The sequence below is a fragment of the Dietzia sp. CH92 genome, from assembly GCF_032248695.1.
Taxonomy (GTDB): domain Bacteria; phylum Actinomycetota; class Actinomycetes; order Mycobacteriales; family Mycobacteriaceae; genus Dietzia.
In genome coordinates, this window is the sequence record NZ_JAVHXC010000006.1 from 141,926 (window position 1) to 165,612 (window position 23,687).

General features: G+C 72.4%; 23 protein-coding genes. 14 read left to right on the forward strand and 9 right to left on the reverse strand.

All coding sequences use genetic code 11. The features are described from left to right. The first annotated feature begins 39 nt into the window (after positions 1 to 39). Both RWK90_RS13450 and RWK90_RS13455 read left to right on the forward strand, forming a co-directional pair. Positions 40 to 561: a flavodoxin domain-containing protein gene (locus tag RWK90_RS13450; protein ID WP_314038121.1), complete on the forward strand. Its 522-nt coding sequence runs from the start codon at positions 40 to 42 to the stop codon at positions 559 to 561. Continuing rightward, the gene (locus tag RWK90_RS13455; protein ID WP_096906062.1) at positions 558 to 932 is read left to right on the forward strand and encodes a zinc ribbon domain-containing protein YjdM; all 375 of its coding nucleotides are present in this window, start codon (positions 558 to 560) and stop codon (positions 930 to 932) included. The genes RWK90_RS13450 and RWK90_RS13455 overlap by 4 nt, the downstream gene beginning before the upstream one ends. 60 nt (positions 933 to 992) lie before the next feature. On the opposite strand, the gene dmpG is transcribed toward RWK90_RS13455, so the two are convergent. The 3 genes from dmpG to RWK90_RS13470 all read right to left on the reverse strand — a co-directional run bounded on the left by dmpG (position 993) and on the right by RWK90_RS13470 (position 4,601). After that, positions 993 to 2,057 carry a 4-hydroxy-2-oxovalerate aldolase gene (gene dmpG / locus RWK90_RS13460; RefSeq protein ID WP_063972988.1) on the reverse strand — a complete coding sequence of 355 codons (1,065 nt, stop codon included), beginning with the start codon at positions 2,055 to 2,057 and terminating at the stop codon, positions 993 to 995. Positions 2,058 to 2,062: 5 nt separating this feature from the next. After that, complete coding sequence (locus RWK90_RS13465) at positions 2,063 to 2,980, reverse strand: acetaldehyde dehydrogenase (acetylating) (protein WP_314038122.1); 918 nt, start codon at positions 2,978 to 2,980, stop codon at positions 2,063 to 2,065. A gap of 82 nt (positions 2,981 to 3,062) precedes the next feature. Then, positions 3,063 to 4,601: an HNH endonuclease signature motif containing protein gene (locus RWK90_RS13470; RefSeq protein ID WP_314038123.1), complete on the reverse strand. Its 1,539-nt coding sequence runs from the start codon at positions 4,599 to 4,601 to the stop codon at positions 3,063 to 3,065. A 130-nt stretch (positions 4,602 to 4,731) separates the two neighbouring features. Here RWK90_RS13470 and RWK90_RS13475 point away from each other — a divergent pair, with 130 nt between their 5' ends. After that, a complete protein-coding gene (locus RWK90_RS13475; RefSeq protein ID WP_314038124.1) occupies positions 4,732 to 5,490 on the forward strand; it encodes an IclR family transcriptional regulator in 759 nt (252 codons plus the stop codon). Here RWK90_RS13475 and RWK90_RS13480 read toward each other — a convergent pair. Continuing rightward, positions 5,487 to 6,272 carry a 2-keto-4-pentenoate hydratase gene (locus tag RWK90_RS13480; RefSeq protein ID WP_314038125.1) on the reverse strand — a complete coding sequence of 262 codons (786 nt, stop codon included), beginning with the start codon at positions 6,270 to 6,272 and terminating at the stop codon, positions 5,487 to 5,489. The genes RWK90_RS13475 and RWK90_RS13480 overlap by 4 nt on opposite strands. A 60-nt stretch (positions 6,273 to 6,332) precedes the next feature. Between RWK90_RS13480 and kstD the strand changes: the two genes are divergently transcribed. From kstD to RWK90_RS13520, 8 genes are all read left to right on the forward strand, one after another. After that, positions 6,333 to 8,039: a 3-oxosteroid 1-dehydrogenase gene (gene kstD / locus RWK90_RS13485; protein ID WP_314038126.1), complete on the forward strand. Its 1,707-nt coding sequence runs from the start codon at positions 6,333 to 6,335 to the stop codon at positions 8,037 to 8,039. Between the two features lies 1 nt (position 8,040). Continuing rightward, a complete protein-coding gene (locus tag RWK90_RS13490) occupies positions 8,041 to 8,901 on the forward strand; it encodes a MaoC/PaaZ C-terminal domain-containing protein (RefSeq protein WP_314038127.1) in 861 nt (286 codons plus the stop codon). Between the two features lie 154 nt (positions 8,902 to 9,055). Continuing rightward, positions 9,056 to 9,370 carry a hypothetical protein gene (locus tag RWK90_RS13495; protein WP_314038128.1) on the forward strand — a complete coding sequence of 105 codons (315 nt, stop codon included), beginning with the start codon at positions 9,056 to 9,058 and terminating at the stop codon, positions 9,368 to 9,370. 11 nt (positions 9,371 to 9,381) lie between these two features. Beyond that, the gene (locus tag RWK90_RS13500) at positions 9,382 to 9,840 is read left to right on the forward strand and encodes a hypothetical protein (protein ID WP_314038129.1); all 459 of its coding nucleotides are present in this window, start codon (positions 9,382 to 9,384) and stop codon (positions 9,838 to 9,840) included. Beyond that, positions 9,821 to 11,368, forward strand: coding sequence for a HAMP domain-containing sensor histidine kinase (locus RWK90_RS13505; RefSeq protein WP_314038130.1), 1,548 nt, complete (start codon positions 9,821 to 9,823; stop codon positions 11,366 to 11,368). Before RWK90_RS13500 ends, RWK90_RS13505 begins: the two co-directional genes overlap by 20 nt. After that, positions 11,365 to 12,027, forward strand: coding sequence for a response regulator transcription factor (locus RWK90_RS13510; protein ID WP_314038131.1), 663 nt, complete (start codon positions 11,365 to 11,367; stop codon positions 12,025 to 12,027). Before RWK90_RS13505 ends, RWK90_RS13510 begins: the two co-directional genes overlap by 4 nt. Beyond that, positions 12,024 to 13,553 carry an SLC13 family permease gene (locus RWK90_RS13515; RefSeq protein WP_314038132.1) on the forward strand — a complete coding sequence of 510 codons (1,530 nt, stop codon included), beginning with the start codon at positions 12,024 to 12,026 and terminating at the stop codon, positions 13,551 to 13,553. Before RWK90_RS13510 ends, RWK90_RS13515 begins: the two co-directional genes overlap by 4 nt. A gap of 64 nt (positions 13,554 to 13,617) precedes the next feature. Continuing rightward, positions 13,618 to 14,835, forward strand: a complete 1,218-nt coding sequence (locus tag RWK90_RS13520; protein WP_314038221.1) for a glycerate kinase — start codon at positions 13,618 to 13,620, stop codon at positions 14,833 to 14,835. A 92-nt stretch (positions 14,836 to 14,927) separates the two neighbouring features. Here RWK90_RS13520 and RWK90_RS13525 read toward each other — a convergent pair whose 3' ends face one another. The 3 genes from RWK90_RS13525 to RWK90_RS13535 are packed head-to-tail and all read right to left on the reverse strand — an operon-like array spanning position 14,928 to position 16,613. After that, complete coding sequence (locus RWK90_RS13525; protein WP_314038133.1) at positions 14,928 to 15,971, reverse strand: LLM class F420-dependent oxidoreductase; 1,044 nt, start codon at positions 15,969 to 15,971, stop codon at positions 14,928 to 14,930. A gap of 10 nt (positions 15,972 to 15,981) precedes the next feature. Continuing rightward, positions 15,982 to 16,326, reverse strand: coding sequence for a hypothetical protein (locus RWK90_RS13530; protein WP_314038134.1), 345 nt, complete (start codon positions 16,324 to 16,326; stop codon positions 15,982 to 15,984). Then, positions 16,323 to 16,613 (reverse strand): hypothetical protein, encoded by a 291-nt coding sequence (locus RWK90_RS13535; RefSeq protein WP_314038135.1) that lies wholly within the window; start codon positions 16,611 to 16,613, stop codon positions 16,323 to 16,325. Before RWK90_RS13535 ends, RWK90_RS13530 begins: the two co-directional genes overlap by 4 nt. 34 nt (positions 16,614 to 16,647) lie before the next feature. On the opposite strand from RWK90_RS13535, the gene treS reads away from it, so the two are divergent. Both treS and RWK90_RS13545 read left to right on the forward strand, forming a co-directional pair. Next, positions 16,648 to 18,462, forward strand: coding sequence for a maltose alpha-D-glucosyltransferase (gene treS / locus RWK90_RS13540; protein WP_314038136.1), 1,815 nt, complete (start codon positions 16,648 to 16,650; stop codon positions 18,460 to 18,462). Then, positions 18,459 to 19,850 carry a maltokinase N-terminal cap-like domain-containing protein gene (locus tag RWK90_RS13545; protein WP_314038137.1) on the forward strand — a complete coding sequence of 464 codons (1,392 nt, stop codon included), beginning with the start codon at positions 18,459 to 18,461 and terminating at the stop codon, positions 19,848 to 19,850. Before treS ends, RWK90_RS13545 begins: the two co-directional genes overlap by 4 nt. Before the next feature lie 55 nt (positions 19,851 to 19,905). Here the strand turns inward: RWK90_RS13545 and RWK90_RS13550 are convergent, their stop codons facing one another. Further along, a complete protein-coding gene (locus RWK90_RS13550; protein WP_314038138.1) occupies positions 19,906 to 21,558 on the reverse strand; it encodes an AMP-binding protein in 1,653 nt (550 codons plus the stop codon). 186 nt (positions 21,559 to 21,744) lie between these two features. On the opposite strand from RWK90_RS13550, the gene RWK90_RS13555 reads away from it, so the two are divergent. Further along, positions 21,745 to 22,824 carry an alpha/beta hydrolase gene (locus tag RWK90_RS13555; RefSeq protein WP_314038139.1) on the forward strand — a complete coding sequence of 360 codons (1,080 nt, stop codon included), beginning with the start codon at positions 21,745 to 21,747 and terminating at the stop codon, positions 22,822 to 22,824. An 18-nt stretch (positions 22,825 to 22,842) separates the two neighbouring features. Here RWK90_RS13555 and RWK90_RS13560 read toward each other — a convergent pair whose 3' ends face one another. Continuing rightward, a complete protein-coding gene (locus RWK90_RS13560) occupies positions 22,843 to 23,673 on the reverse strand; it encodes an oxygenase MpaB family protein (protein WP_314038140.1) in 831 nt (276 codons plus the stop codon). Between the last annotated feature and the right edge of the window lie 14 nt (positions 23,674 to 23,687).

Here is a 23,687-nt window from a genome sequence, read left to right on the forward strand (position 1 = left end):
GTCTCGTACCGATGGTGCGCGGGTGACAGACTGGGGAGCGTGAACTCCCCGGTCGTCGCCTTCACCTCGAAGTACGGTTCCACGCGCCGGTACGCCGTCGCCCTCGCGGAGCAGCTCAGCACGCCCGCCGTCGAACTGCCGACGCTGACCACCGCCCACGACGCCGACCCGTTGATCGTGCTCGCCCCTCTCTACGCGACACGCATCCTCGGGCGGCGTCGGATCATCCGGGCGCTGCGCTCCGCTCCCGGACGCACGGCCCTCGTCGTCGTCGGACTCTCCCCCGCCGACGACCCCGGGCGCGGAGACCTGGCCGCCAAGCTCGTCGCCTCGACCCGCCGCGCCGTCACCACCTTCCAGCTCCGCGGGGACCTCGACCCGGCGCGGCTCACCTGGCCCGACCGCGTCCTCATGGCCGCCCTGCGCCGCGAACTCCGCAGGACACCCGAGGCTCCCGCCGCGCAGCTGCTGCTGCACTCACGCCGTCTCCGATTGGTCGACGAGGCGACCCTCGAGCCGGTCGTGACCTGGGCACTCGGCGGGGCTAGGGTCGACCCGTGACAGCCACGACGCCCCCGCCCTGCCCCGAGTGCGCCTCGGAGTACACCTACGAGATACCGCCGCTCCTGGTCTGCCCGGAGTGCGCGCACGAATGGCCCGCGGACGGCGGCGGCACGAGCGGCGACGGTTCCGCCGAGTCCGACCCGGCGGTACGCGAGATCCGCGACGCCGTGGGTAACGTGCTCACCGACGGCGACACGGTGGTGGTGGTCAAGGACCTCAAGGTCAAGGGCGGCTCGGGGCCGATCAAGGTCGGCACGAAGGTCCGCAACATCCGGCTGGTCGACGGGCCGGGCGATCACGACATCGACTGCCGCATCGACGGCTTCGGCCCCATGCACCTCAAGTCGAGCGTGGTGAAGAGGGCCTGACACCGCCGCAGCCGCGCACCTGTCGGGACGGGTGCGCGGCTGCGGTGGGCGGAGTGGGGATCAGGCGTTCGCCCGCTCCTTCTGGATCTCCAGCGCGATGTCGATGAGCTGGTCCTCCTGGCCGCCGACCAGGCGACGCTCACCCGCACGGAGCAGGATCTCGGAGGCGGGGACACCGTAGCGCTCGGCGTGGCCCTCGGCGTGCTTCATGAAGGACGAGTAGCAGCCGGCGTAGCCGAGCATCATCGCCTGGCGGTCGACGACACACTCGCTCGGCATGAGCGGGCGGACGACGTCCTCGGCCGCGTCGGCGATCTTGAAGAAGTCGATGCCGGTGCGGATGTCGAGCTTGTCGCAGCAGCCGACCAGCGCCTCGACGGGCGTGTTGCCGGCGCCGGCGCCGAAGCGTCGGGTCGAGCCGTCGATCTGCTGGGCACCCGCGCGGATGGCCATGATCGAGTTGCCGACGCCGATGTCGAGGTTCTCGTGGCCGTGGAAACCGACCTGCGCGTCGGAGCCGAGCTCCGCGACCAGCGCGGAGACGCGGTCCGAGACCTGGTCCATGACCAGTGCGCCGGCCGAGTCGACGATGTAGACGCACTGGCAACCGGCGTCGGCCATGATGCGGGCCTGCTTGGCGAGCACCTCCGGCGGCTGGGTGTGGCTCATCATGAGGAAGCCGACGGTCTCCAGCCCGAGGTCGCGGGCGTAGCCGAAGTGCTGGATGGAGACGTCCGCCTCGGTGCAGTGGGTGGCGACGCGGCAGATCGAGCCGCCGTTGTCGCGCGCCTTGAGGATGTCGTCCTTGATGCCCAGGCCGGGCAGCGTGAGGAACGCGATCTTAGCCTGCTTCGCCGTCTCGGCCGCGGCCTTGATGAGCTCCTGGTCGTAGGACTTGGCGAAGCCGTAGTTGAACGACGCGCCACCGAGCCCGTCGCCGTGGGTGACCTCGATGACCGGGACGCCGGCACCGTCGAGCGCGGCGACGACGTTGCGGACGTCCTCGACCGAGAACTGGTGGCGCTTGTGGTGGGAGCCGTCGCGGAGCGAGGAGTCGGTGATGCGGATGTCGAGCTCGTCGCTGTAGGCGCGGGCCTGAGCGTTCAGGGGGTTGGTCTTGTCCATGTCTGTCACACTCCGAGCTTGCTCTTGGCGATCTCTTCGCCCACCTTCGCGGCGGCGGCGGTCATGATGTCGAGGTTGCCCGCGTACGGCGGCAGGAAGTCTCCGGCGCCCTCGACCTCGGCGAAGATCGCGACGCGGGCCATGCCGCCGGTGATCTCGGTGGGCGGGTCGAACTGCGGCTCCTGGAGCAGCCGGTAGCCCGGGACGTACTCCTGGATCTCCTTCTCCCGCTTGCGGATGGCGGTGGTGATGAGGTCGTGGTCCGCGTCCTCGGGGATCGAGCAGAAGATGGTGTCGCGCATGATCATCGGCGGCTCGGCCGGGTTGAGGATGATGATCGCCTTGCCCTGCTTGGCGCCGCCGACCTTCTCGATGGCCATCTTGGTGGTCTGCGTGAACTCGTCGATGTTGGCCCGGGTGCCGGGGCCCGCGGACTCGCTGGAGACCGAGGCGACGATCTCGGCGTAGTCGACCGGCACGACGGAGGACACGGCGTGGACCATCGGGATGGTGGCCTGGCCGCCGCAGGTGACCATGTTGGTGTTGGGGGCGTCGAGGTGCTCGCGGAGGTTGGCGGGCGGGATCACCATGGGGCCGACGGCAGCGGGCGTCAGGTCGATGGCGACGATGCCGGCGGCCTCGTACTTGGGCGCGTACTCCTTGTGCACGTACGCGCTCGTGGCCTCGAAGAGCAGGTCGGGCTTCTCGCCGCCGGCCTCGATGGAGGCGAGCAGCTCGTCGGCGCCGCCGGCCATGCAGATGAGGCCGTGCTCGGCAGCGCGCTTCATGCCCTCGGACTCGGCGTCGATACCGATCATCCACTTGGGCTCGATGTACTCACTGCGCTCGAGCTTGTACATGAGGTCGGTGCCGATGTTGCCGGACCCCACGATCGCGGCGGTGAGTGTGGTCTTCTCTGTCATACGAGCAGTCTCGCCCGACCCACACACGCGCCACAATCGAATGTGCCACTGAACGGCACGCATCCGCTACCGGCTGCCGCACTCATGCCGGGCGGTTGCGGCGCCAGTGGTCCCGGGCGGCGCCGGGCGGGTTGCGCAGGTATCCGTCGGGGCCGATGAGCCGGTCGGCCCAGGCGTCGAGGTGGCGTTCGAGGATCGCATCGCGCGCCCGCGCCAGCGGCCCGGTGGGCCGGGTTCGGTGCTCGTGTCCGGTGTCGGTGGCGATGATCAGCTCCCCCAGCGGGCCGGTGCGGTAGAAGTTGGTACCGAACGTCTTCTCCCGGTGGTGCTTGCGGCACAGACACACCAGGTTCCACTCCATCGTCGGACCACCCAGCTGCGGCTCCCGCCGGTTGAACGCGATCACGTGATCGATATCGCAGTCCTCGGCCCGGACCGCACACCCCGGGTGGCGGCACGTTCCGTCGCGCAACCGGATCCGCTCGGCCATCGCCGGGGTGATCACGTACCGCAATGCGTGCTCGGGGCCGTCCATCGCGCCGGGGGCCGGGTCGAGGACCTCGAACCGCACCCGGGCCTGCTCCCCTGCGAGCAACTCCCGACACAACCACTCGTAACCGGAGTAGGTGCCGTGCACGAACTCCACCCGGTTCGCCAGCCCCTTCGCGGCAGCGGCGATCACCGAGATGCGGATCGGCTGGCCCGCCGCCGCGGCGTTGGCCAGACCGGGGCGGGGCAGATCCGCCCCCGCGCGCACCTCCCCGAGCTCGATCCCCTCGACCACCTCGCCACCGCCACCCGCGCCCGCGCCCGCGCCCGCGCCGGTGGCGGCATAGACGGCCAGGGCGACCAGGGCGTCCGCCCGCAACTGATCGATGCCGCCCCGGCGCCCGTCGGCGGCCGCGGTGGCCGCGTCGGTCTCGATGCGCAGGCGCAGCAGTTCCGCGTCCTCGGCCGGCAACACGGCCCACAGGGTGGTCATGCCCGCGCGGGCGCGCCGAAACCGCACCGCCCGCGCCCTGACCGCCGCCTCCGTCGCCGCCCGCGCCGCGTCCGGGTCACACCGGGCCACCGCGTCGGCGATCATCGACTCCACCGCGCCGCGACCGGGCCGGTCCCCGCCCGAGAGGTCCTCGGCGATGCGGGCGGTCACCTCGTCCTCGACATCGCCCACGATCGCGTCGGGCACCTCGGCCAACCGGCACGCCAGATCGACCGCCAACGCCTCCGGCACCTCACCGCGCCCGACCACCGCCCGCAACCGCGGCAACCGCGTGTGCACCTGCACCCCCGCGGTCACCAGACGCGCGGCATGCCAGCACGTCAACTGACACGCCGCCACCAGATGATCACGCGCCCGCGCCTGCGGATCCAGCCGCGCGTACCCCCGCCGCGACCGCCGCGCACCAGCGCCTGAGTCGGAGTCGGCCGGAGAGCCCTCCCGGGCCTCGGCATCGCGGCGGAAGTGCTCCACCAGCGCACACGCCGCCTCCAGCCGCATCGCCCCCGCCCGGTTCTGCGCCAGCGTCGCCGACCGCGCCGCCTCGCTCACCGCCGCCCTGTCCAACCCGCCCAGCGCATCCGGCACCGCCGACAGCGGACCCCTCGTCGTCGTCGTCATAATCCCCCCGTCACCCGGCCCCCACCGGACAATCTCGAACTATAGTTCGATACTACCCCCGGGCGCCGGGGCGCACAAGAGTTCGAACACGGCCGGCCCGGCTGTCGGAGTGGCACGCTAGACTCGGCGCATGACAGAACCCCCCGTCTCGCCCGTCGACCGCGCCTTCCGGGTCCTGCGCGTCACGGCCGCGGGGACGGGGATGACGCTGAGCGAGATCGCACGGGAGACCGGGCTGGCAAAGTCCACCGCTCTACGTCTGCTGAACGCGCTCGAGCGCAACGACGCGGTGACGCGGATCGGCCAGCGCTACAGACTGGGGCCACTGGTTCACGAGCTGGACCCGATCCCGGTCTCGCCGGCGTACGAACGGATCCGGCGGGTCCTCACGCCGTTTCTCGCCCACCTCTTCGAGGCCACGCGGGCCACGGTCCACCTGGCCACGCTCCACGGCGACGAGGTCGTCTACCTCAACAAACTGCACGGGCCACGGCCGATCCCGTCGCCGTCCCGGATCGGGGGCGGGCTGCCCGCGTACTGCACGGGGGTCGGCAAGGCGATGCTGGCGTTCGACGAGAACGCCGCCGCCCGCGTCGCGCAGGGACCGATGGTCGCGTGGACCGAGACCACCCTGACCTCGCCCGACGCCCTGGCCGTGGAGCTCGGCGAGATCCGCCGCAAGAAGCGGGCGGTGGACCACGCCGAGCTCACCCCGGGGTTGTACTGCGTGGCCGCGCCGGTGTTCGACGACGACGAGGGCGCCGGTGGCCTGCGAGCAGTCGCGGCCCTGTCCGCCAGCGCGGCGGACGAGAGCGCCCTGGCCCGGCTCGAACCGCTGGTCACCCGCGTCGCCGCGGCGGCCGGCCGCGCGCTGGCGTCGGACCGTTAGCGGAACGCCATCGTCACGTCGCCCAGGCCCGCGAACTCGGCGCGGAACGTGTCGCCCGGCGTCGCGTCCATCGCGCGGATCGCGGTGCCCGGCAGGATCACGTCGCCCTTGCGCAGGCGCACGCCGAACTTCGCGACCGTCGAGGCCAGCCACCCCACCGAGTTCAGGGGGTTGCCCAGCACCGCGTCCGAGCGACCCGAGGCGAGGAACTCCCCGTTCTTGTAGAGCGTCGCGTCGATGGCGGCCACGTCGATGTCGGCCAGGCGCACGCGCTGCTGCCCGATGACGTACCCGCACGAGGACGCGTTGTCCGCGATCGTGTCCGGCAGCTTGATCTTCCAGTCCCGGATGCGGGAGTCGATGAGCTCGATCGACGGGACGACCCACTCGATCGCCGCGGCGGCCTCCTCCTGCGAGCACCCCTCCGGCGGGATGTCGGCGCCCAGGATGAAGCCGACCTCCACCTCCACGCGCGGGAAACAGAAGCGCGCCGCCTCGATCGGCGTGCCCTCCGGGTACTCCATCGTGTCGAGCAGATGCCCGTAGTCGGGCTCGTCGACGCCCATCATCTCCTGCATCGCCTTGGACGCGAGGCCGACCTTGTGGCCCGTGACCACGGCGCCGGCGTCGAGCTTGCGGCGGATGTTGACGAGCTGGATCTCGAACGCGTCGTCCGCGTCCATGTCAGGATGGTCATCGGTCAGGGGGGTGATCGGCGAGACATCGGTCTCGGCGTCCCAGAGTCGCTGGGCAAGAGTGGCGCGGGTCTCCTCAGTGAGCATGACGGGGATGCTACCTGGGGCGTCTGGCGCGACAGCGCGCAGTTCTATAACGTGTTCTACATGGCAGACCAGGAATTCGACGTCGTCGTCGTCGGCAGCGGTGGAGCAGGCATGACGGCCGCCCTCGCGGCAGCAAAGAAGGGCCTCAGCGTGGTCCTCGTGGAGAAGGCCCCGCACTACGGCGGCTCCACCGCCCGCTCCGGCGGTGGCGTGTGGATCCCCAACAACTCGGTGCTCCAGCGCGACGGTGTCCTCGACACCCCCGAGGCCGCGCGCACGTACCTGAAGTCCATCGTCGGTGACGTCGTGCCGGCCGAGCGGATCGACACCTACGTCGACCGTGGCCCCGAGGTCCTGGACTTCGTGCTCGCCAACTCCCCGCTGCAGCTCGAGTGGGTCAAGGACTACGCCGACTACTACCCCGAGGCCCCCGGCGGTCGTCTCGGCGGCCGGTCCGTCGAGCCCAAGCCGTTCGACCTGCGCCAGCTCGGCTCCGAGGCCGAGAAGCTCGAGCCCGGGTACGCCAAGGCCCCGGCGAACATGGTCGTCATGCAGTCGGACTACCGCTGGCTCAACCTGCTGCAGCGGCCCACCACCAAGGGCATCCGCCGCTCGATCAAGGTCTCGGCGCGCATGTTCGCGGCCAAGGCCCGCGGGAAGAACATCGTCGGCATGGGTCGCGCGCTCATCGCCGCCCTGCGCAAGGGCCTGCTCGACGCGGGCGTGCCCGTGTGGCTCGAGACCCCCATGACCGGCCTGGTCACCGAGGGCTCCGGGAACGAGGAGCGCGTCGTGGGCATCACCGTCACCCGCAACGGCGAGGAGATGACGCTGCGTGCGCGCCTCGGCGTGGTGATGGGCTCCGGCGGGTTCGAGCACAACCAGGAGATGCGCGACAAGTACCAGCGTCAGCCCATCCCCACCGACTGGACCGTGGGCGCCGCCGCCAACACCGGCGAGGGCATCGAGGCCATGGAGAAGGTCGGCGCCGAGCTCGCGTTCATGGAGGACGCCTGGTGGGGCCCCACCATCATGCTGCCGCGCGGGCCGTGGTTCGCACTGGCCGAGCGGTCCCTGCCCTGCTCGTTCATGGTCAACCCGCGCGGCGAGCGCTTCATGAACGAGTCGCTGCCCTACGTCGAGGCCGGCCACAAGATGTACGGCGGCGAGTACGGCCAGGGTGAGGGCCCGGCCGAGAACCTCCCCGCCTGGATCATCTTCGACCAGGAGTACAAGAACCGGTACCTCTTCGCCGGCCTGCAGGCCAAGCAGCCGCTGCCCAAGAAGTGGCTCGCGTCGGAGAACTTCCACAAGGCCGACACCCTCGCGGAGCTCGCCGAGCTCATCGGCGTGCCCGCCGACGCCCTCGAGCGCACCGCGGAGCGGTTCAACGGCTTCGCCGAGAAGGGCCGCGACGAGGACTTCCAGCGCGGCGAGTCGGGTTACGACCACTACTACGGCGACCCGACTAACAAGCCCAACCCGAGCCTCGGCCCCGTCCGCAAGGCCCCGTTCTACGCGGCCAAGATGGTGCCCGGCGACCTCGGCACCAAGGGCGGCGCCAACACGGACGTCCACGGCCGGGTGCTGCGTGAGGACGGCTCCGTGATCGAGGGTCTCTACGCCGCCGGCAACGCGTCCTCGCCCGTCATGGGCCACACCTACGCCGGCCCGGGCGCCACCATCGGACCCGCCATGGTGTTCGGTTACCTCGCCGTCGAGCACATGCTCGCCTCCGCCCCCACCACCCAGAAGACGGGAGTCTGACGTGCCGATCGACCTCGACACCGCCCTCGGGGCGCAGCTGCCCTCGCAGGAGTTCTCCTGGACCGCCTCCGACGTGGCGCTCTACGCCCTGTCCGTCGGTGCCGCCGCCGACCCCATGGACACCACGGGGCTGGAGTACATCCACGACTCCGCGCCGAAGGTGCTGCCGTCGTTCGCCACCGTCGCGGCGACGATGAACGTCACCGAGGCGCCGAAGGTCTCGTTCCCCGGCGTGGAGATCGACCTGGCGAAGGTCGTCCACGGCAGCCAGTCCGTCACGCTGCACCGGCCCATCCCGGCGGCCGGGACGGCCACCACGACGACCAGGATCGCCGAGATCCAGGACAAAGGGTCGGCCGCGGTGATCATCCAGGAGTCCGAGACGGTCTCCGCCGACGGCGAGAAGTTGTGGACCTCGCGCTCGGGCATCTTCGCCAAGGGCGAGGGCGGATTCGGTGGCGAGCGCGGCACCTCCGAGAAGGTCGAGTACCCCGAGCGAGGGGCCGACCACACCATCGAGGTGGCCACGCTGCCCCAGCAGGCGCTGTTCTACCGCCTCTGCGGCGACCGCAACCCGCTGCACTCCGACCCCGCCTTCGCCGAGGCGGCCGGGTTCCCGCGCCCGATCCTGCACGGCCTGTGCTCCTACGGCCTGGTCCTGCGCGCGGTCGTCGACGAGGTGCTGGGCGGCGACGTCTCGCGCGTCGGCGGCTACGGCGTCACCTTCGGCGGGATCTTCTTCCCCGGTGAGACCATGCGCATCCGCGTGTGGGAGGAGGGCTCGCGCCTGCTCGTGGCGGCCACCGTCGCGGAGCGCGACGACGCCCCGGTGCTCAAGAACGTGGTGGTCGAGCTCGCCTGACCGGCGCCGCCACCCTGACGTACACCCCGCGGTCGATCACCGCGGGGTGTCGTCGTTCCCGGGACCGGTCACCCGTGACGCTCCCGGGCGCACATGAAGACTCCGTCATGAGGCTTTCATGAGCCCGTCATGCCGGGCCCACAGGATTGCAGTCATGACCGAGAACACCAGCCCCCGCGCCGTCCTGCTGGCCCTGTCCGCCTCCGCCGTCCTCCTGCTGTCGGGATGTGCTGCCGGCGGCGCGGGCCGGTCCCCCGCGGCCGAGAGCCCCGCCGCCGGAACCGCCACCGTGACCGTGACCGCGCCGGCCCAGGCGGACGAGCGCGTCGCGGGCGGGGCCGCCGTGGACAGCGACGACCACGACGACGACAGAGACGACCGGGACGACCGGGACGACGATGATCGTGATGATGACGACCGCGACGACGACCGCGACGACGACGACGACCACGACGATCTCGACGACTGACCGGGCCCGCCATGTCTGAGTTCACACGCAAGCTCGCACTGATCGCGGCGGTGGTGCTCGTCCCCGCCGGCCTCGCGCTCGGCGCCGTGGCCATCAGCTCCGACACCGGGGCCCCGCCGGTCCGGGTGGAGGACGCCTCGATCGACCTGCAGTCGCCGACCGACCGGCAGGGGCGCTCCTCGTCGTCGTCCCCGACCCCGGGTGACCCCGCGGCCGACGGCGACGCGACCCCCGACGACACCGAGCCCTCCGACAGCACCGAGCCCCCCGCCTCGGCTGTCCCGGACCGACCGGCGGCTCCCCCTGCCGCCCCTGCCGCCCCGGCGGCCCCGGCCCGCCCCGCGCAACCCGTCCCGGTCCAGCCGGTCCAGCCGGTGGTGCCGTACTACGGCGGCGACCGGGACGGCGACGACGACTGGGACGATGAGTGGGACGACGACGGGGACGGCGATGACGACTGGGACGACTGAGGCGGGAGCGGCCGGACGGGCGGATGCCACGGCGATACCGGCACGCTGGCGGATCGTCGGGTGGATCGTCCTCACCACCGCCCTCGTGCTGCTCGCGCTGGGGCTCACCCTGCGGGCCCTGTTCATGTCCGACGTCGACCGGACGGCCAACGCGGACGTCGTGCAGGAGCTCGACGAGTTCCGCGCGTTCGTCCGGGAGGGCGTCGACCCCACGACCGCGCGGCCGTTCGACGACCCCGAGCGGCTCCTGCGGCTCTACCTGAGCCGCCAGATCCCCGCCGCCAACGAGGTCCACCTGGGCATGGACGAGGCGCGGGTGTTCGCCGTGGACCGCTCGGCCGGGGACCCCACCCCCTACGACCTCGCCGCCGACCCGGAGCTGCTCGACGTCATCCGCTCGTCGGCGGAACCGTCGGGGGTCACCGACAGCCCCGCCGGCCCGGTCCGGTGGGGCAAGGTCACGATCACCGGCGGCGAGCCCGGCTCCGACCCCGCGGCCGGCGCGGACTCGACGTTCGTGATAGCCGTGTTCACCGGGCCGGAGCGCGCCGAGGTGGACGCCACCATGCGCGTCTACGCGTGGGGCTCGCTCGGCGGGCTCGCGCTGACGGCCCTGTTCGGGTACCTCGTCGCCGGGCAGATCCTCGCGCCCGTGCGGGAGGTGAGGCGCGTGGCCGAGCGGATCCAGGAGAGCGACCTCGACCGGCGCGTGCCGGTCCGGGGCCGGGACGACATTTCCCAGCTCGCCGAGACGTTCAACGCGATGCTCGACCGGATCGAGGGAGCCTACGACACCCAACGCCGCTTCGTCGACGACGCCGGGCACGAACTGCGCACGCCCATCACGGTGATCCGCGGGCACCTGGAGACCATGACCCCCGACGACCCGCCGGCCGTCCGCGCCGAGACGCTGCGCCTGGTGGACTCCGAACTGGACCGGATGTCGCGCATCGTCTCCGACCTGCTCACCATGGCCAAGGCCGAACGGCCCGACTTCGTACGGCCCCGCCCCGTCGACGCCGCCGAGTTGCTCCTCGACATCGAGTCCCAGGCCCAGCAGCTCGGCGACCGCCGGTGGGAGCTCGTCGAGATCGCCGAGGGCGAGGCGGTGGTGGATCCGCAGCGGATCACGCAGGCCGTGCTCCAGCTGGCGTCCAACGCGGTCACCCACACCGCGGACGGTGACCGGATCCGGCTCGGCTCGCGGTGGGTCACGGGCGGCGGACCGGACGGCGGTCCCGCCGACGAGCCCGGCGAGGGGCCCGGCACCGGGTACCGCCTGGTCATCTCGGTCGCGGACGAGGGCCCCGGCGTCGCCCCCGAGGACGCCGAGCGGATCTTCCGGCGCTTCGACCGGGGCGCGGCCGGCACCTCCGGTTCCGGCGGCGCGGGCCTCGGACTGGCCATCGTCTCCGCCATCGCGGCCGCCCACGGCGGCACCGTCACCCTCGACTCCACGCCCGGTCACGGCGCCACGTTCGCCGTCGACATCCCCGCTTCGGACCGCCCACAGGAGGCCACGCCGTGAACCGCATCCTCATCGCCGAGGACGACGCCCGAATCGTGTCGTTCCTGCGCAAGGGCCTGCACGCCGCGGGCTTCGTCACCTCCCACGTCGCCGACGGGCGTTCCGCGCTCGAGGCCATGCGTGCGGGCGACCACGACCTGGTGGTCCTCGACATCGGGCTGCCGCTCATAGACGGGTTCGAGGTCCTCACCACCGCCCGCGGGTCGGGCATCACCACGCCGGTCGTCGTCCTGACCGCCCGCGACTCCGTGGACGACACGGTGCTGGGGCTCGAATCGGGGGCCAACGACTACCTGGCCAAACCGTTCCACTTCGCCGAACTCCTCGCCCGGGTGCGTATCCGGCTGGGCGAGGGCGGCGAGGCCGCGGAGGCGACGCCCGTGCTGCACCACGGGGACCTGTCCCTCGACCTGCTCACCCGGGTCGCGACGGTCGGCGACCGGCAGGTGGAGCTGACGAGCCGCGAGTTCGCGATGCTCAAGGTGTTCCTCAAGCACCCCGGCCAGGTGCTGTCGCGGGAGCAGATCCTCGCCCACGCGTGGGGTTACGACTTCGACCCGGCCTCCAACGTCGTGGACGTGTACGTGCGCACGCTGCGCCGCAAGATCGGTGCGCAGCGCCTCGTCACGGTGCGTGGGGCGGGGTACAAGCTCTCATGACCGTCACCGTTCACCACCGGACCCCGTGGCCCGGTGGCCCGCCCCCGCATGCCCGCAGCACCCCGCCGGGGCGCCGGCGCCCGCTGCCGCGCCCCACCGGCCGCGTCGTCCGGGCGGTCGCGGCGGCTGTCGCCCTCGGCGCGGGCGTCACCGCCCTGGCCGTGGCCGGCCCCGACGCCGGGGCGGCCGCGGTCCCCACCCTCACGGTGTTCGCGGCGGCGGTGTGGTTCTGGGTCTTCACCGACGTCGACGACACCTTCGTCGCGCTCGGTGCGGCGGTGGTCCTCACGGTGCTGGGCGTCTCCGATCCCGACGCCCTGTTCGGCTCGCTCGGGGACGACACGATGTGGCTGCTCATCGCGGCGTTCATCATCGCGTTCGCGGTCTCGGCCTCGGGCCTGGCCACGCGGGCGGCGGCGTTCGTCGTCACCGGCGCCCGGGGGCCGCGCAGCCTGGTGCACCTGCTCACCGCCGCACTCGTCGCGACAGCCTTCGCGGTGCCGGCCACCTCGGGCCGGGCGGCGCTGGCCCTGCCGGTCTTCCTGGCGTTGGCCCGGGTCCTGGCCGACCGCCCGGCGCTGGTGCGGATGCTCGCCCTGCTCTTCCCGACGGTGGTCCTGCTGTCCGCGGTCGCGTCCCTCATCGGGGCCGGCGCGCATCTCATCACCGTGCAGCTGCTCGCCGCCGCGGGGCACGGCGAGCTCGACTTCGCCGGCTGGCTGATCGTCGGCCTGCCGCTCGCCCTGGTCTCGTCCCACCTGGCGGCCGAGCTCGTGCTGATGCTGTTCACCTCGTCCGCCGAGCGCCGGCGGGGCCTGCGGATCGGCGCCGCGGAGTTCGAGGCCGCGGGGGTCGGCCGGGTGACCGGCCCGCTCACCGTGCACCAGTCGCGCACCGCGCTGCTGCTGGCCGCGATGATCGGCCTGTGGTCCACCGAGGCCCTCCACGGTGCGCCGCCGGCGCTGGTCGCGCTGATCGGCGCGCTGGTGGTGACGTCGCCGCGGTACGGCGGGGTCGCCCTGGGCGACGCGGTGAAGAAGATCCCGTGGTCGCTGCTGCTGTTCATGGCGGCCACCGTCACGCTCGGCCACGCGCTGGCCACGTCGGGCGCGGCGGATCTGCTCGCGCGTGTGGCGCTGGCGCCCGTGCCCGATTCGGGCGCGGCGGCCGGGCCGGTGTTCGTGGTGGCGGTCGTCGTGGTGTCGGCCTTGTCGCACCTGGTGGTCCAGTCCCGGTCGGCGCGCTCGGCCGTGCTGGTGCCGATCGTCATCTCCCTGGCCCCGTCGGTCGGGGTGTCCCCGGTCGCGGCGGCGTTGCTGTCGACCGCCGCCGCGGGCCTGTGTCACACCCTGCCGTCCTCGGCCAAGCCGGTGACGATCTTCGCCGGCGTGACGGACGCGCCCACGTTCGGGCGCGGCGACCTGGTGCGCCTGTCGGCGTGGCTGACGCCGCTGATGTGCCTGGTCTTCCTGGCGTTCGCGTGGTGGGTGTGGCCCGTCCTGGGCCTGCCCCTGTTCCTGCCCTGAGCGCGCCCGGGCGCCCCCGCTCCCACCCTGTCCCCCCTTGCCCTTGTCCCCTTCACCCGGAGGAATCACCGTGTACCTGCCCGATCGCATTCTCGTCGCCCCGTCCGGCTTCAAGGAGTCCCTCGACGCCGTGGAGGTCGCCGACGCCATCGCGGCGGGCGTGCGCCGGGCGCTACCGGGCGTGCGGGTGACCGCGCTGCCCGTGCCCGACGGCGGCGAGGGGACGGTGTCCATCCTCGCGGCGACCACCGGCGGCACCGTGCACGAGACCGTGGTGACGGGCCCGGTGGGGCGACCGGTCACCGCGTCGTGGGCGATGCTGGGCGGGTCGGGGCCCCGCACCGCCGTGGTGGAGATGGCCGCCGCCGCGGGACTGTCGTTGGTGCCGCACGACCTGCGCGACCCGGGCGCGACCACGACCCGGGGCGTGGGTGAGCTCATCGCCGCCGCGCTCGACGCCGGCGCCGAGCGGGTCGTGGTGGGCTGCGGGGACTCCGGCACGTGCGACGGCGGCGCGGGCGCCCTCGCCGCGCTCGGGGCGAGGATCCTGGGTGACGACGACGAGGTGCTCCCCGACGGCGGACGTCACCTCCACCGGGTGGCGCGCGTGGACCTGTCCGGGCTGGATCCGCGGCTGGCGCGCGTGCCCGTCGAGCTGGCCTGCAATCCGACCAACGTCCTGTGTGGTGACCGCGGGGTGGCCCGCGTGTTCGGCCCGCAGAAGGGGGCCACCCCGGAGCAGGTCGCGGCCCTGGAGGCCGGGCTGGAGCGCTGGGCCGGGGTGCTGTCCCGGGACGGGATCGGGGCGCCCGGTGGCCCGGACCTGCGCGGCGGGCCGGGCACCGGGGCCTCGGGCGGTCTCGGCGCGGGGCTGGCCGGTGGGCTCGGGGCGACCCCGCGGTCGCGCTTCGACGTGCTGCTCACGCCCGGCATGCTCGGCTCGGACCTGGACGCGGAGATCGCCGCCGCCGACCTGGTCATCACCGCCGAGGGGGCGATCGACTTCCAGACCCCGCGGGGGAAGGTGCCCGCCGAGGTGGCCCGCCGCGCCGGCCTGGCCGGGGTGCCCGTCCTGGCGATCGCGGGGTCGCTCGGGCGGGGCGCCCCGGACGTCCACGACATCGGGATCGGTGCGGTCACCTCCATCATGGCCGTGCCCATGCCGCTCGCCGACGCCGTGGCCCAGGGGCGCCAGCTGCTGGTGGAGGCCACCGAGCGGACGATGCGCATGCTGCTGCTCGGCGCCGCCGTGTCCCGGCGGGCCGGCGAGCGGGCGGCCTGAGCCCGCGTCGACCTGACCAGGGTGGCGGAGGCGGCGGCGCTGCGGGTGCCGCCGAAGTCGACCATCTCCGCCCGCGGCCGGGGCGCGCGGCGTCAGCAGAGGGCGCGGAACCTCTCGACCAACTGCAGGCGCCCCGGGGCGTCCAGGGCCATGGGGACCACCGTGAGGGTGGTGGCACCGGCGGCGCGGAACGCCTCGACACGCTCGGCGACGTACCCGGCCGGGCCGATGAGCGAGACCGAGCGGACCAGCTCGTCGGGCACGGCCGCGGCGGCCTCGGCCTTCTTGCCGTCCAGGTACAGGTCCTGGATGAGCTCCGCCTCGGCCTCGTAGCCGTACCGGCGGGCCAGCTCGTTGTAGAAGTTCTTGCCGCGCGCGCCCATGCCACCGATGTAGAGGGCCAGGTGCGGCCGGACGAGGTCCAGGTAGAAGGGGACCTCGGACTCCTCGCAGATCGCCAGGGCGGGGCCGGCGTACACGTCGAGCTCGCCGAGCGACGGATCGCGCTTCGCCCTCCCCGCGGCCAGCGCGTCGCCCCACGCGACGTGCGCCTTCTCCGGGTGGAAGAACAGCGGCTGCCAGCCGTTCGCGACCTCGGCGGCCAGCTCGACGTTCTTCGGCCCCAGGGCGGCCAGGACGATCGGGATGTCCTCCCGCACCGGGTGGTTGATGAGCTTGAGGGGCTTGCCCAACCCGGTCCCCTGGTCGGCGGGCAGCGGGATCTGGTACTTCTTCCCGTCGTGGACGACCTTCTCGCGGCGCCACACCGTGCGGCAGATCTCGATGATCTCGCGCGTGCGGGCCAGCGGCGCGTCGTACTTCACCCCGTGGAACCCCTCCACGACCTGCGGCCCGGAGGCGCCCAGGCCCAGGGTGAAGCGGCCGTCGGAGACGAAGTCCAGCCCGGCGGCGGTCATCGCGGTGAGGGTGGGCGTGCGCGTGTAGATCTGCAGGATCCCCGACGCGAGCTCCATCGTGGAGGTCTTGGCGGCGAGGTAACCGAGCTGGCTCACCGCGTCGAACGAGTACGCCTCCGGGACGAACGCGATGTCCAGCCCCGCCCTCTCCAGGTCGGCGGCCTCCGCGGCCGTCTCGGCGAACCCGCCGCTGTAGTTCAGAGCCATCCCGATGCGCATGCGGGTCACGCTACCGGGATGTGGGCACACCTCTGACCACCACGTCGACCTCACCGCCGATGCGCACGAACACCCCGACCCGCCGCCGCAGCGGGGTGTCCGCGCGTTCGTACCCGACGAGCCGGTACCCGGCGTCGGCGGCGACGGCCAGGACCGTGGGCTCGGACAGGTCGACGTCCGAGGTGGGGACGACGACGAGGTCCGCACCACCGAGCATCCGGGCCAGCCGCAGGGCGCGCGTGCGCTCGTCCCCCCGGCGCCGCCACCACCGGCGCACGGCCACCACCGCGGCGGCGATCCCCCACGCGAGCAGCGGGAGCAGCGCCGTCAGCGTGAGCGCCCAGCCGGGGCTCACCGCCCGTCCCCCGCCGGGTGCGCGCCCCGGCCGCGGACGAAGTGCATCGGCTCGAGCCACGGGCCACGCTGCACCAGAGCCCGCGGGCCCCCGACCGGTTCCCACCCCCTGCTCCGGGCCGCCGCGTAGACGACCGACCTCGGCAACCGCAGCTCCCACGGGCGGAGGACCACCTCGTCGTCGTCGCCCTCGAGCCTCGACGCGAGCACACGGGCGCGCCGGGCGTGCCGGTCCCGGTACGCCCGCACCACGCCGCGGACCCGCTCGCCGGGGTCGATTTTCCGCATGCACCGGATCGTACGGGGCCGTAGGCTCGCCCACATGGCACCGACTCCGCGCCTACCGTCCGAGTCCCACCCCGCCGACCCGCGCGCCGCCGACCACCGGCCCGCCGATCCCGAGCTCACCGACGACGGCCACGTGGTCGAGCCCAGTGCCGACGACTACCGCCACGCCGCCGAGCTGGAGATCGACCGCGACTGGTACAAGACCGCGGTGTTCTACGAGGTCCTCGTGCGGGCCTTCTACGACTCAGACGGCAACGGGACCGGCGACCTGCGCGGACTCACCGAGAAGCTCGACTACCTGCAGTGGCTCGGCGTCGACTGCCTGTGGCTGCCGCCGTTCTACGACTCCCCCCTGCGCGACGGCGGCTACGACATCCGCGACTTCCGCACCGTGCTGCCCGAGTTCGGGACCGTCGAGGACTTCGTCGAGTTCCTCGACCAGGCCCACAGCCGCGGCATCCGGGTCATCACCGACCTCGTCATGAACCACACCTCCGACACCCACGCCTGGTTCCAGGAGTCCCGCGCCGACCCGGAGGGCCCCTACGGCGACTACTACGTGTGGTCCGACGACGACACGCGGTACCCCGAGGCCCGCATCATCTTCGTCGACACCGAGTCCTCCAACTGGACCTACGACCCCGTGCGCGGGCAGTTCTACTGGCACCGCTTCTTCTCCCACCAGCCCGACCTCAACTACGACAACCCCGAGGTCCAGGAGGCGATGATCGACGTCCTGCGGTTCTGGCTGGACCTGGGCATCGACGGGTTCCGCCTGGACGCCGTGCCGTACCTCTTCGAACGCGACGGCACGAACTGCGAGAACCTGCCCGAGACCCACGAGTTCCTGCGCAAGTGCCGCGCCGTGGTCGAGGAGGAGTACCCGGGACGCGTGCTGCTCGCCGAGGCCAACCAGTGGCCCGACGACGTGGTGGACTACTACGGCGAGCCCGAGGTGGGCGACGAGTGCCACATGGCGTTCCACTTCCCGCTCATGCCGCGGATCTTCATGGCCGTGCGCCGCCAGTCCCGCTTCCCCGTCACCGAGATCCTCGCCCAGACCCCCGACATCCCCTCCTCGGCGCAGTGGGCGATCTTCCTGCGCAACCACGACGAGCTCACCCTCGAGATGGTCACCGACGAGGAACGCGACTACATGTACGCCGAGTACGCCAAGGACCCGCGGATGAAGGCCAACATCGGCATCCGCCGCCGCCTGGCCCCGCTGCTCGACGGCGACACCAACCAGCTCGAGCTGTTCACCGCCCTGCTGCTCAGCCTGCCCGGCTCGCCGATGCTCTACTACGGCGACGAGATCGGCATGGGCGACAACATCTGGCTCGGCGACCGCGACGCCGTCCGCACGCCCATGCAGTGGAGCCCCGACCGCAACGCCGGATTCTCCCGCTGCGACCCGGGCCGCCTCTACCTGCCGGTGATCATGGACCCGCAGTACGGCTACCAGGGCGTCAACGTCGAGGCGCAGATGAACTCCACCGCGAGCCTGCTGCACTGGACCCGGCGGATGATCCACGTCCGCAAGAGCCACCGCGCGTTCGGCCTCGGCGAGTTCACCGACCTCGGCGGATCCAACCCCTCGATCCTGTCCTACCTGCGCACGCTCGACGCCGCCGGCGACGGGCCCGACGTGATCCTGTGCGTCAACAACCTGTCCCGCTTCCCCCAGGCCGTCCGCCTGGATCTCACCGAGTTCGCGGGCCGCCAGCCCGTCGAGCTCACCGGCGGGGTGCCGTTCCCCGAGATCGACGCCGACCCCTACCAGCTCACGCTGCCCGGGTACGGCTTCTACTGGCTCGAGCTGCGCAGCCCGGAGGAGGGACCGTCATGAGCATCACCCCGGTCGACGACACCACCCTGGCCCGGCTCCTCACCGACTGGCTGCCCGAACAGCGCTGGTTCGCCGGCAAGGGGCTCGAGCTGACCGGCGTGCGGGTCACCCGGCGGGCCGTCATGCTCGACGATCCCGAGGTCCTCGTGGAGCACCTGCTCGTGGACCTCGAGGTGGACGGCCGCCCCCAGCGCTACCAGGTGCCCATCGCCACCGCCCACGAACTCCCCGGTGACCGCCGCGCGTTCCCGCTGACCCCCGAGGGCGCCACCCCGGTGGTCTACGACGGGCTGCGTGACCCCCGCGGCACCGCGTCGCTGCTGCGCCACCTCGGCGAGCAGGCCGAGGTCGGGGGTCTGCGTTTCCGTCTCGCCGGCGACGCGGGCGTGCCCGAACCCACGTGGGGGCGGCTGCTCGAGGGCGAGCAGTCCAACTCCTCGCTCGTGTTCGGCGACGACCTCATGGTCAAGCTGTTCCGTCTGGTCCAGCCGGGGGTCAACCCCGACGTGGAGCTCCACGCCGCGCTGGCCGACCGGGACTGCCCGGCCGTGGCGCCGCTGCGGGGCTGGGTGGAACTGCGCGAGGACGGCGACGACGACGGGGTGGGCGAGGCCGGGGCCGGGCCCACCACGCTGGCCATGGCCCAGGAGTTCATGGCGGGCGCGGCCGACGGGTGGGCCATGGCCACGGCGAGCGTGCGGGACCTGTTCGCCGAGGCCGACCTCCTGGCCGAGGAGGTGGGCACCGACTTCGCCGACGAGGCCCGTCGGCTCGGCGCGGCGGTGGCGCAGGTGCACGAGGACCTCGCGGCCGCGACGGGCGTGACGGCCCGGGACGGCACCGACCTCGTGGCCTCGATGCGGGCGCGGCTGGACGCGGCGATCTCCGAGGTGCCGGACCTGGCGCCGTTCGCCGACGCGGCCCGTGCGGTGTTCGACGAGGTCGCCGGTTCCGGGCCCGTGCGGGTCCACCGCATCCACGGGGACCTGCACCTCGGGCAGACCCTGCGGGCGCCGGATCGCTGGATCGTGATCGACTTCGAGGGCGAGCCCGCCGCGCCGCTGGCCGAGCGGCGGGTGCCGGACTCGCCGGCCCGCGACGTGGCGGGCATCCTGCGCAGTCTCGACTACGCGGCCCAGCACACGCTCGTCGGCGTGGAGGACCGCCAGTTGCGCTTCCGGGCCCGCGAGTGGCGGGACCGCAACGTGGACGCCTTCTGCTCGGGGTACGCCGAGGTCAGCGACTCCGACCCCCGGGACACCGGCGCCCTGCTGCGGGCGTACACGCTGGACAAGGCCCTGTACGAGGTGGTCTACGAGTCGCGCAACCGCCCCGGGTGGGTGCCGGTGCCGATGGGCGCGGTGGAGCGCATCCTCGCCGAACGATGACCGCGGCCGGGCCCGCTGCTGCGGACCCGGCCGGGTGAGGCGTCGCGGTGCGACGTCAGTCGGTCGAGATCGTCTCCTTGGCCCACTTGTAGTCGGCCTTGCCCGCGGGCGAACGGCGGATCTCGGGGACGTCCACGATCACCTTGGGGACCTTGTAGTTGGCCAGGGACTCGCGCAGGAACGCGGCGAGCTCCTCGTACTCGGCGTGCTGGCCCTCGCGGAAGGACACGACGGCGGCGACCTTCTGGCCGAACCGCGGGTCGGGGGCGCCGGCGACCAGCGCGTCGTGGACGGCCGGGTGCGCCTTGAGCGCCTGCTCGACCTCCTCCGGGAACACCTTCTCGCCGCCGGTGTTGATGCAGCCGGAGCCGCGGCCGAGGAACACGATGGTGCCGTCCTCGCGGAGCTGGCCCATGTCACCGAGCACCGCGACCCGCTGACCGTCGACCTCGGGGAAGGTCTTGGCGGTCTTCTCAGGGTCGTTCCAGTAGCCGAGCGGAACGTGGCCGCGGCGGACGATGTACCCGATCACGTCGGAGCCCGGCTCGACCGGCTGGTTGGACTCGTCGATGAGGCCGAGGCGCGGGGAGGGCGCCAGCAGCATCTCGCCGTCCTCGTTGAGGTTCATCTCGCCGTCGTTGCCCGTCTCGGAGGCGCCGAAGTTGTCGCGGATGATGATGTTGGGGAACGCCTCGTGCAGGCGGTCGCGCGAGGGCTTGGACCAGATGCCGCCGCCGGAGGCGACCATGAACAGCGCGCTGAAGTCCTTGGTCTTGTTGGCCTCGAGCAGCGCGTCGGTGATGGGCACGCCCATGCCGTCGCCCACGAACACGAGCATCTGCGCCTTGTACTCGGCGAGCGCGTCGACGATCGCCTCCGGGTTGAAGTCCCGGAACATGATGAGGTGGCCACCCAGGTTGACGAAGGTCAGCAGAGTGAACAGGCCCGCGCCGTGCATGAGCGGGGCGGAGATGACGATGCGGAACCCGCCCTCGGGCGAGACGTTGTCCGCGACCTCCTGCGGGCTGTGCCGCTTGTCGCCGTAGGGGTTACCGCCCGACAGGCACGCGTAGTAGTAGTCCGACATCTTCCACTGGACGCCCTTGGGGAACCCGGTGGTGCCGCCGGTGTAGACGATCCAGTGGTCGTCACCGCGGGCGGGCTCGAAGTCGCGCTCCGCCGACTGCGCCGGCAGCTCGGCGTCGACGTCCACCAGGGTGAGCCCGGCGGCCTCACACGCGTCGGCGAGGACCTGCTGGACGCCGCCCACGGCGAGCACGGTCCTGGTCGCGGTCAGCTGGGGCACGGCCGCGGCCATCGTCTCGGCGAACTCGGCGTCCACCAGCACGGCGACCGACTGCGAGTCGTTGAACAGGTAGACGAGCTCCGCCGGGGTGTAGCGGTAGTTGACGTTGATCCCGGCCACGCGGATCTTCTTGGAGGCGACGATGGCGGCGAGGTGCTCCGCGCTGTTCTTCATGTACAGCGCCACGTGGCTGCGCGGCTCCGCGCCGTGGGCCTTGAGCAGGTGACCCAGCCGGTTGGCGAGATCGTCGATCTGCCGGTACGTGTGATCGACGCCGTCCATGGTGAGCAGGAGGTTGTCCGGGATCTTGTCGACCACGGCCTCGAACACGGCGGCCTCGTTCATGTCCGGATTGGTTCCGGCGAGGGGGTCGGTGGACTGAGCGGCAACGGCGTCGGTCATCGGGGCTGGTCCTTAAAGGGCGGGGGTGTGTGTCTGCTCTCACATTGTGGCCTGAACTTGTTCTCATGTCCAGACCAGCGGCTGAGCAGCGCTAATCGCGGATAACTGTAACAAGTTCCAGGATCAGACATACCCTCGGGCACGGTGAGGGGTGACCCACGTCGGTCAAGCGTCTACATTGCGCACATGAGCGGAACACGGCCCCGTCACCCCGGCCCGCCGTACGACGGCGGCCTGAGACTGCCTCGCTCGACCGGGTCCGGCGACGTCCCCCGCGACGGCCGCCGGTCGTCCGAGCCGGAGGCCGACCGCCCGTCCCGGCGGGGCCCCGTCCTCCAGGGCCCGGCCCGGCAGGGCACCCTGCGCTCCCGCGGGCTCGCCGAGGCGTTGCGCGTGTTCGTGCGGCCGGCACTGGACCGGATGCCCGCGACCGACGCCTCGCTCGGCAGGCTCCGCACCCTCACCTCGGGCGCCGGGCGCGCGGCCGCCCTGGAGAGCACGAACGACTGGTCGTCCGACGGGCCGGTGCCCGGACTGTGGGTCGGACGGAAGCGGTTCTTCGACTCCGACACCGTGATCTACCACATCCACGGCGGCGGCTTCACGTTCGGATCGCCCTGGTCACACAAGGCGCTGGCCTCGCGGATCGCGAGCGAGACCGGCGTCCCGGTGTTCCTGCCCGACTACCGTCTCGCCCCCGAGCACCCGCACCCCGCGGCGACCGAGGACACCATCGCCGGGTGGGACTGGTTGACCGAGATGGGCTTCCCGCCGGAGAACATCGTGGTGGCGGGGGACTCGGCCGGGGGCAACCTGGCGATGCAGCTCGTGGCCCACCTCGAACGGACGGGGGCCCCGATGCCGGCGGGCGTCGTCCTGCTCTCGCCGTGGATCGACCTGGACTTCACGGACATGTCCGCGCGGGACCGGGAGCGCAAGGACCCGTTCCTCGCGCTGGGGCTGGCGGAGCTGTGCCGGCGGCAGTACGCGCCCGGCGTGGACCCCTCGGACCCGGCGATCTCCCCGATCAACTACGAGCCGTCGCCGGCCTGGCCGCCGTTCCTCATCCAGTGCGGGGGCCAGGAGATCTTCCGCGGCGGGATCGAACAAATGGCGGAGAACTTCGCCGAGCACGGCGTCCGGCACGAGTTCCAGCTGTGGCCCGACCAGTTCCACGTGTTCCAGGTGTTCCACCCGCTGGTGCCCGAGGCGCGCGTGGCGGTGCGTGACATCGGCTCGTTCGTGCGGGGCTGCCTCCGCGGCTGAGCGGGCGCCCGGCCCGGGTCAGGCGTGCGCGGCCACGGATTTCCGCGACGCCCGCAGCAGCAGGTCCTTGGGCAGTTCGCGGATCCTCCGCGGCGTCCGGCGGTGCAGCCGCGCGCCGACCGCCATGAGCCTGGCGAACCGGCGCTCGTCAGCCGGGCTCCACGCGAAGCCGTACGCGTCACGCAACTGCGCCGGGAGCAACCCGATGGTGACGAAGCGCAGGAGACGGAACACCGGCCGGACGGGCAGCGGATGCCCCGAGGGGTCCAGCAGCCGGGCGCCGTAGTCGCGGACCCGCTCGTCGATCCGGATCCCGTCCAGGGTCCGGGCGACATAGGCGTCATAGGCGGCGCGGTCGGCCGGCCACGCCTCCGGCGGCACCTGTAGCGAGGTGCCGTAGGTCTGGAACTCGCGGTACAGACGCTCCGCCGCCGCGTCGTCCAACGGTCCGAACATGCGCTGCCACATGTCCCGGCCGCCGTAGTACATGCACCCGGCCACCCAGAGCTGCAGCTCGGGGTCGAAGGCCGAGTACCCGACCTCGGCCCCGGGCGACGACCGGACGGGCCGGTGGGCGCGGTTGACCATGCGGATGACGGCCTCCCGCTCGGCCGGGGTGCCGAACGCCACGAGGTAGATGTAGGCGGTGGTGTTGCGGAACCGGCCGACCGGGTCGCGGAGCGCCCTGCTGTGGTCGGCCACCCCGTGCCCGACCGGCCGCAGGGCGATCTCCATGAGGAAGCGCCGGGGCGCCCCGACGAGGAACGCGGCGTCCCCCACGACGTCGTGGAGGGTGGGGCCGCGGACCTCCCCGGGGGCGGGGGCGGAGGCCGGGCTGAGGGTGGTCATGGGACCACCATAGC

Excerpts from the sequence above, each read along its gene's own strand:
- RWK90_RS13545 (WP_314038137.1), top strand. The coding sequence starts at position 18,459 with ATGAGCATCACCCCGGTCGACGACACCACCCTGGCCCGGCTCCTCACC.
- RWK90_RS13475 (WP_314038124.1), top strand. The coding sequence starts at position 4,732 with ATGACAGAACCCCCCGTCTCGCCCGTCGACCGCGCCTTCCGGGTCCTG.
- RWK90_RS13505 (WP_314038130.1), top strand. The coding sequence starts at position 9,821 with ATGACGACTGGGACGACTGAGGCGGGAGCGGCCGGACGGGCGGATGCC.
- RWK90_RS13465 (WP_314038122.1), bottom strand. The coding sequence starts at position 2,980 with ATGACAGAGAAGACCACACTCACCGCCGCGATCGTGGGGTCCGGCAAC.
- RWK90_RS13560 (WP_314038140.1), bottom strand. The coding sequence starts at position 23,673 with ATGACCACCCTCAGCCCGGCCTCCGCCCCCGCCCCCGGGGAGGTCCGC.
- dmpG (WP_063972988.1), bottom strand. The coding sequence starts at position 2,057 with ATGGACAAGACCAACCCCCTGAACGCTCAGGCCCGCGCCTACAGCGAC.
- RWK90_RS13470 (WP_314038123.1), bottom strand. The coding sequence starts at position 4,601 with ATGACGACGACGACGAGGGGTCCGCTGTCGGCGGTGCCGGATGCGCTG.
- RWK90_RS13555 (WP_314038139.1), top strand. The coding sequence starts at position 21,745 with ATGAGCGGAACACGGCCCCGTCACCCCGGCCCGCCGTACGACGGCGGC.
- RWK90_RS13550 (WP_314038138.1), bottom strand. The coding sequence starts at position 21,558 with ATGACCGACGCCGTTGCCGCTCAGTCCACCGACCCCCTCGCCGGAACC.
- kstD (WP_314038126.1), top strand. The coding sequence starts at position 6,333 with ATGGCAGACCAGGAATTCGACGTCGTCGTCGTCGGCAGCGGTGGAGCA.
- RWK90_RS13515 (WP_314038132.1), top strand. The coding sequence starts at position 12,024 with ATGACCGTCACCGTTCACCACCGGACCCCGTGGCCCGGTGGCCCGCCC.
- RWK90_RS13480 (WP_314038125.1), bottom strand. The coding sequence starts at position 6,272 with ATGCTCACTGAGGAGACCCGCGCCACTCTTGCCCAGCGACTCTGGGAC.
- treS (WP_314038136.1), top strand. The coding sequence starts at position 16,648 with ATGGCACCGACTCCGCGCCTACCGTCCGAGTCCCACCCCGCCGACCCG.
- RWK90_RS13535 (WP_314038135.1), bottom strand. The coding sequence starts at position 16,613 with ATGCGGAAAATCGACCCCGGCGAGCGGGTCCGCGGCGTGGTGCGGGCG.
- RWK90_RS13495 (WP_314038128.1), top strand. The coding sequence starts at position 9,056 with ATGACCGAGAACACCAGCCCCCGCGCCGTCCTGCTGGCCCTGTCCGCC.
- RWK90_RS13500 (WP_314038129.1), top strand. The coding sequence starts at position 9,382 with ATGTCTGAGTTCACACGCAAGCTCGCACTGATCGCGGCGGTGGTGCTC.
- RWK90_RS13525 (WP_314038133.1), bottom strand. The coding sequence starts at position 15,971 with ATGCGCATCGGGATGGCTCTGAACTACAGCGGCGGGTTCGCCGAGACG.